Below are 6000 nucleotides of genomic sequence, written 5' to 3' on the forward strand. Positions count from 1 at the left end.
ATAAAATCAGTAAAAAAAGATATGATAGATAGTGACAAAAGAGGTATCAAGTATGAAGGAAAAAGACATTCAAAGAGCAACAAGCCAGATTGTAGAAGATGTAATAGACAAGGCTAATTTGAAGCAAGGAACTATCTTTGTTTTGGGCCTTTCTTCTAGTGAGGTGATAGGTGGTCAGATTGGCAAGGAATCCAGTCAAGAAATTGGGGAGATCATTGTGAAGACCATCCTAGATACCCTAGAGGATAAAGGAATTCATCTAGCTGTTCAAGGTTGTGAACATGTCAATCGAGCCCTCGTTGTTGAACGTCAGGTGGCAGAGCAGTTTGGTCTTGAAATCGTCAGTGTCCTTCCTACACTTCATGCAGGAGGTTCGGGTCAGTTGGCAGCCTTCAAGTTTATGCGGGATCCAGTAGAGGTTGAATTTATCAAGGCCCATGCTGGATTGGATATCGGAGATACTGCGATTGGCATGCATGTCAAGCATGTTCAGGTTCCGATTCGCCCTCTTTTGAGAGAAATTGGGCATGCCCATGTAACGGCTCTAGCTAGTCGTCCCAAACTAATCGGAGGTGCGCGTGCGCAGTATCCACAAGATTCTATCAGAAAGTCGTAAAATCATTCTGTAGTGACAGAAAAAGCAAAAGACAGAGAGAGTAAGGGTATAGAAACCAAGACTCTCCCTGTTTTTTTGTTGAATTTTTGTGTAAAGTGCTCCAAATAGGACCAGTTTTTACAAGAAGAAGGGGTGCTATCTGATGGAGAATTGCCAAAAGTAGAAAAAAGTAACTTAGAGAAGATTTTTCGTTATAGAAATCAGTAAACAAAGCTGGATTTAGCTGTTGTAGGTCGGCTTTTTTGTGCTATACTTAAGATATGCATAGAAAAACAGTGATTGATTTTAGAGCTTTGGGGGAGAGATACACCTTCACTCAGCCTATCAAAGAGTTAAAAACGAGAGATTTATCAGAAGTGGCAGACTTGCTGGCACAAGTGGAAAGCTACCAAGAGCAAGGTTATTATGTCGTGGGCTATGTCAGCTATGAGGCTGCACCTGCTTTTGAGAAAAAACTAGCAGTTCACAAACTTCCTCTACTGGGCGAATATTTGCTTTACTTTACCGTTCACGATAGGGTGGAAACATCCCCTATTCCTCTGACTTATGAGGAAGTAGATTTGCCTTCAAAGTGGCGTGAACAAACATCTGCAGAGGACTATGAAAAAGCTATTTCCCAGATTCACCATCATTTGCGTCAGGGGGACACCTACCAGGTAAATTACACTGTCCAACTCAAGCAAGACTTGAGTGTCAATCCTTTTGCCATTTACAATCGTATGGTGGTAGAGCAGGAGGCGGGCTACAATGCCTATGTTGAACATGATGAGATGGCAGTGATTTCCATGAGCCCAGAGCTCTTTTTTGAGCAAAATGACCGTGAGTTGACAACGCGACCAATGAAGGGAACGACTCAGCGTGGAGTGACTGACCAAGAAGACCTTGCCCAGGCTAGCTGGTTGGAGCAGGATCCTAAAAATCGCTCTGAAAATATGATGATTGTAGACCTCTTGCGAAACGATATGAACCGTATTTCTGAAGTTGGAAGTGAGCATGTGGAGCGTCTGTGTCAGGTGGAGCAGTATTCGACCGTTTGGCAAATGACTTCGACCATTAAGAGTCAGTTACGACCGGATGTGGACCTAGTTGAAATCTTCCGTTCGCTCTTTCCATGTGGTTCCATAACGGGAGCACCGAAAATTGCGACCATGGAAATTATTAAGGACTTGGAGCCCCAACCACGCGGAGTCTACTGCGGAACGATTGGTCTCTTACTTCCAAATGGGCGCCGGATTTTTAACGTCGCCATTCGGACTATTCAACTGCATCAAGGAAAAGCCGTCTATGGTGTTGGCGGAGGCATTACATGGAACAGCACTTGGGAATCTGAATACCGAGAGGTTCATCAAAAGGCGGCTGTTCTCTATCGTAAACAAGCTCGTTTCAAACTGATTTCAACTGGGAAAATAAGTCAGAAGAACTTACTATTTGAAGATCAACATCTGGAAAGATTGACAAAAGCGAGTCGTTATTTTGCCTTTCCTTTTGATCCAAAAAAACTGAGACAAAAGATAGAGGAAGAGTGTCAAGTTTGTGATGATAATCAAGACTACCGCTTGCGAATTATTACCAGCAAGTCTGGAGAAATAGAGCTCAGTCGCCAAATCTTAACACCACTTAGTCCAAAGTTCTGTCAGGCTAAACTCTGCCTGCAAGAAGCTGATTTGCAGCAAGCATTTACCTACTTCAAAACCACTCACAGACCACATTTAAGCCTAGGTAAACAGGAAATCATTTACCATAATGCAGCAGGAGAACTGCTTGAGACCTCTATTGGAAATCTGGTCTTAAAAATTAATGGTAAACTCTACACACCACCCATCGGTCAAGGAATTTTACCAGGTATCTACCGCCAGCATTTGTTGGAAACAGGACAGGTAGAGGAAAAAGTTCTGACTTTGGCAGACTTGAACCAAGCGGAAACTATCTATGGCTGTAACGCAGTGAGAAAATTGTATGAGTTGGAAGTGAATTCTAAATAAATTTCATAAATTAAAAAATATAATGGATATGTTGAATTGTTGAATTAAGTTTGATAAAATAAAAAGAAAACGATGTCATTTTATTAGGAGGAAATGATGAAAAAAATAATTTTGCTGAAAGTGATTCTTACTGTTTTTCCAATTTTAGGTTTGTTTGCTCAACCCGTTAGTGCAGAAGAAAATATTCATTTTTCTAGTTGTAAAGAAGCATGGGAAAATGGTTATTCTGATATCCATAGAGGAGAGCCTGGATATTCTTCAAGACTAGACAAAGATGGTGATGGGATAGCTTGTGAACGTGCAAATGCACCTCGGGGAGTCTTTAAACCACGCCAGTCTAGTCCACAAAATAGAGTTTCTTCTAGTGGATGGGTTAAGCAGGACGGATATTGGTATTATTATTCTGACAATGGTAATCCAGTAACAAATTCTTGGAAAGGAGATTACTATCTCAAATCAGATGGGACAATGGCTCAGAGTGAGTGGATATATGACTCATATTACAAAGGATGGTATTATCTCAAATCGGATGGTTCATATGCACGAAACACATGGATAGGAAGTTACTACCTTAAACAAAACGGAAAGATGGCTCAAATTGAATGGATTTATGATTCATCATACCAAGCTTGGTATTATTTGAAATCAGATGGATCCTATGCACAAAATGCTTGGCAAGGCGCTTTTTATCTCAAAGCGAACGGTAAAATGGCACAAGGTGAGTGGATTTATGACTTTTCTTATCAATCTTGGTACTACTTGAAATCAGATGGTTCATACGCTCGTAATACTTGGCAAGGAAATTACTATTTGAAATCAGATGGTAAAATGGCAAAGAATGAGCAAGTTGATGGTGGCAGATACTACGTAGATGGTTCTGGTCTTTGGAAACCATAAATCAGAATAATTTCTAGGAAGTTAATGCAAACCTTTGCACAAAATGGACGATTTTGTTATACTATATCTGTAAGCATTTTCAATTAAAAAGGAGAAGACGATGAGTCAAAAGATTATTGGGATTGACCTTGGTGGAACATCTATCAAGTTTGCAATTTTAACTCAAGAGGGAGAAATCCAAGAAAAATGGTCTATCAAGACTAACATTTTGGATGAGGGAAGTCATATCGTAGATGATATGATTGAGTCTATTCAACATCGTTTGGACTTGCTTGGATTGTCAGCCACAGACTTCCGAGGGATTGGGATGGGATCACCTGGTGTGGTTGACCGTGAAAAAGGAACTGTTATTGGTGCCTACAACCTAAACTGGAAAACCCTTCAACCAATTAAAGAAAAGATTGAAAAAGCCTTGGGTATTCCATTCTTCATCGATAATGATGCCAACGTAGCTGCTCTTGGTGAGCGCTGGATGGGTGCTGGTGAAAACCAACCAGACGTTGTCTTTATGACACTTGGTACAGGTGTTGGTGGCGGTATCGTTGCAGAAGGCAAATTGCTTCACGGTGTCGCTGGTGCGGCAGGAGAGCTTGGTCACATCACTGTTGACTTTGACCAACCAATCGCATGTACCTGTGGTAAAAAAGGCTGTCTTGAGACAGTTGCTTCAGCAACAGGGATTGTCAACTTGACTCGTCGTTATGCTGATGAATACGAAGGCGATGCGGCCTTGAAACGCTTGATCGACGACGGTGAAGAAGTAACAGCCAAAACTGTTTTTGACCTTGCAAAAGAAGGGGACGACCTTGCCTTGATCGTTTACCGTAACTTCTCACGTTACTTGGGAATCGCGTGTGCCAACATCGGTTCAATCCTAAACCCATCAACAATCGTTATCGGTGGTGGGGTGTCAGCTGCGGGAGAATTCCTTCTACAAGGTGTTCAAAAAGTCTACGACGAAAACACCTTCCCACAAGTACGTACATCAACAAAATTAGCTCTTGCAACTCTAGGAAATGACGCTGGAGTTATCGGAGCAGCATCACTTGTATTGCAATAAGATAGATTGATAATAGAGCTTGGTTATCCATCAAGCTCTTTTTTAAAAGTCGAATAAAACGAAATAGGTTTTAATTTTGGGAAGGAATCGCTAGATGAACACATCAAAACAACCCATGCTTGAATTAGCATTGTCTATCGCGACGGAAGCTCATAATGGGCAATTTGATAAGGCAGGGGTAGATTATATAGAACATCCAATTTATGTAGCAAGTCAAGTTGATACCGAAGAGGAAAAAGCAGTGGCTCTGCTACATGATGTTATAGAGGACAGTCCTTTTACAGCTGAAGAACTATTATTAGCTGGTTTACCAGAAACAGTAGTTGCTGCCGTTCAGATTTTGTCAAAGAAAAAGGGGCAAGACTATCAAACATATCTAGAAAATGTGAAATCTAATCCCCTAGCACGCGTTGTCAAATTGGCAGATTTGAAGCATAATTCAGATTTATCTAGACTGAGGTCTGTCACTGACAATGATTTGGAACGATTAGAAAAATATAAAAGGGCTATCGATTATCTGAGTATGTAGAAAAGATTTTTTATGTTATACTAGTTAGGACAATAAATGAGGTGAGAGTAAATGACAAAAGCAGATACGATTTTTAAAGAAAATATTGAACGAATCCTCAAAGACGGCGTCTTTTCTGAACAAGCACGTCCCAAGTACAAGGATGGGACTGTTGCCAACTCCAAGTACATAACGGGTGCCTTTGCTGAGTACGACTTGGCCAAGGGGGAATTTCCCATCACAACCTTGCGCCCGATTGCTATCAAATCCGCCATCAAGGAAGTACTCTGGATTTATCAAGATCAGTCTAATAGCCTAGAAGTGCTCAATGACAAGTACAATGTTCACTACTGGAATGACTGGGAAGTGGGAGAGACAGGAACCATCGGTGAACGCTATGGGGCGGTCGTTAAGAAACACGACATCATTAACAAGATTCTCAAGCAGTTGGAAGCTAACCCTTGGAATCGTCGCAATATCATCTCGCTCTGGGATTACGAGGCTTTTGAGGAGACAGACGGCCTCCTTCCATGTGCTTTCCAGACTATGTTTGATGTCCGTCGAGTTGATGGGGACATCTATCTGGATGCGACTTTGACCCAGCGCTCGAATGATATGCTGGTTGCTCACCACATTAATGCTATGCAGTATGTGGCTCTACAGATGATGATTGCCAAGCATTTCGGCTGGAAGGTTGGGAAGTTTTTCTATTTTATCAACAACCTTCATATCTATGATAATCAGTTTGAACAAGCAGAGGAATTGCTTCGTCGTGAGCCGTCAAACTGCCAACCACGCTTGGTTTTAAATGTTCCTGATGGGACTAATTTCTTTGATATCAAAGCCGAAGACTTTGAGTTGGTTGACTATGATCCAGTCAAGCCACAACTGAAGTTTGATTTGGCTATTTAATACTCTTCGAAAATCTCTTCAAACC

General features: G+C 41.4%; 6 protein-coding genes. All 6 read left to right on the forward strand.

The window, feature by feature from the left end; translation table 11 throughout:
- Positions 1-52 precede the first annotated feature (52 nt).
- Entirely contained in the window at positions 53-616 is a 564-nt protein-coding gene (locus HMPREF2655_RS01820) for a TIGR01440 family protein (RefSeq protein WP_070837340.1), read from the forward strand.
- 260 nt (positions 617-876) lie between these two features.
- Positions 877-2598 (forward strand): aminodeoxychorismate synthase component I, encoded by a 1722-nt coding sequence (gene pabB / locus HMPREF2655_RS01825; RefSeq protein WP_070837342.1) that lies wholly within the window; start codon positions 877-879, stop codon positions 2596-2598.
- A 96-nt stretch (positions 2599-2694) separates the two neighbouring features.
- On the forward strand, positions 2695-3495 hold the full coding sequence (locus HMPREF2655_RS01830; protein ID WP_083321213.1) for an excalibur calcium-binding domain-containing protein: 801 nt from the start codon (positions 2695-2697) through the stop codon (positions 3493-3495).
- Between the two features lie 100 nt (positions 3496-3595).
- Entirely contained in the window at positions 3596-4555 is a 960-nt protein-coding gene (locus HMPREF2655_RS01835) for an ROK family glucokinase (RefSeq protein ID WP_000078551.1), read from the forward strand.
- A gap of 94 nt (positions 4556-4649) precedes the next feature.
- On the forward strand, positions 4650-5084 hold the full coding sequence (locus tag HMPREF2655_RS01840; RefSeq protein WP_001097945.1) for an HD domain-containing protein: 435 nt from the start codon (positions 4650-4652) through the stop codon (positions 5082-5084).
- A gap of 51 nt (positions 5085-5135) precedes the next feature.
- Positions 5136-5975, forward strand: a complete 840-nt coding sequence (locus HMPREF2655_RS01845; protein ID WP_000158606.1) for a thymidylate synthase — start codon at positions 5136-5138, stop codon at positions 5973-5975.
- The last annotated feature ends 25 nt before the right edge of the window (positions 5976-6000 follow it).

The organism is Streptococcus sp. HMSC066F01, assembly GCF_001837335.1.
GTDB classification, from domain to species: Bacteria; Bacillota; Bacilli; order Lactobacillales; family Streptococcaceae; genus Streptococcus; species Streptococcus oralis_S.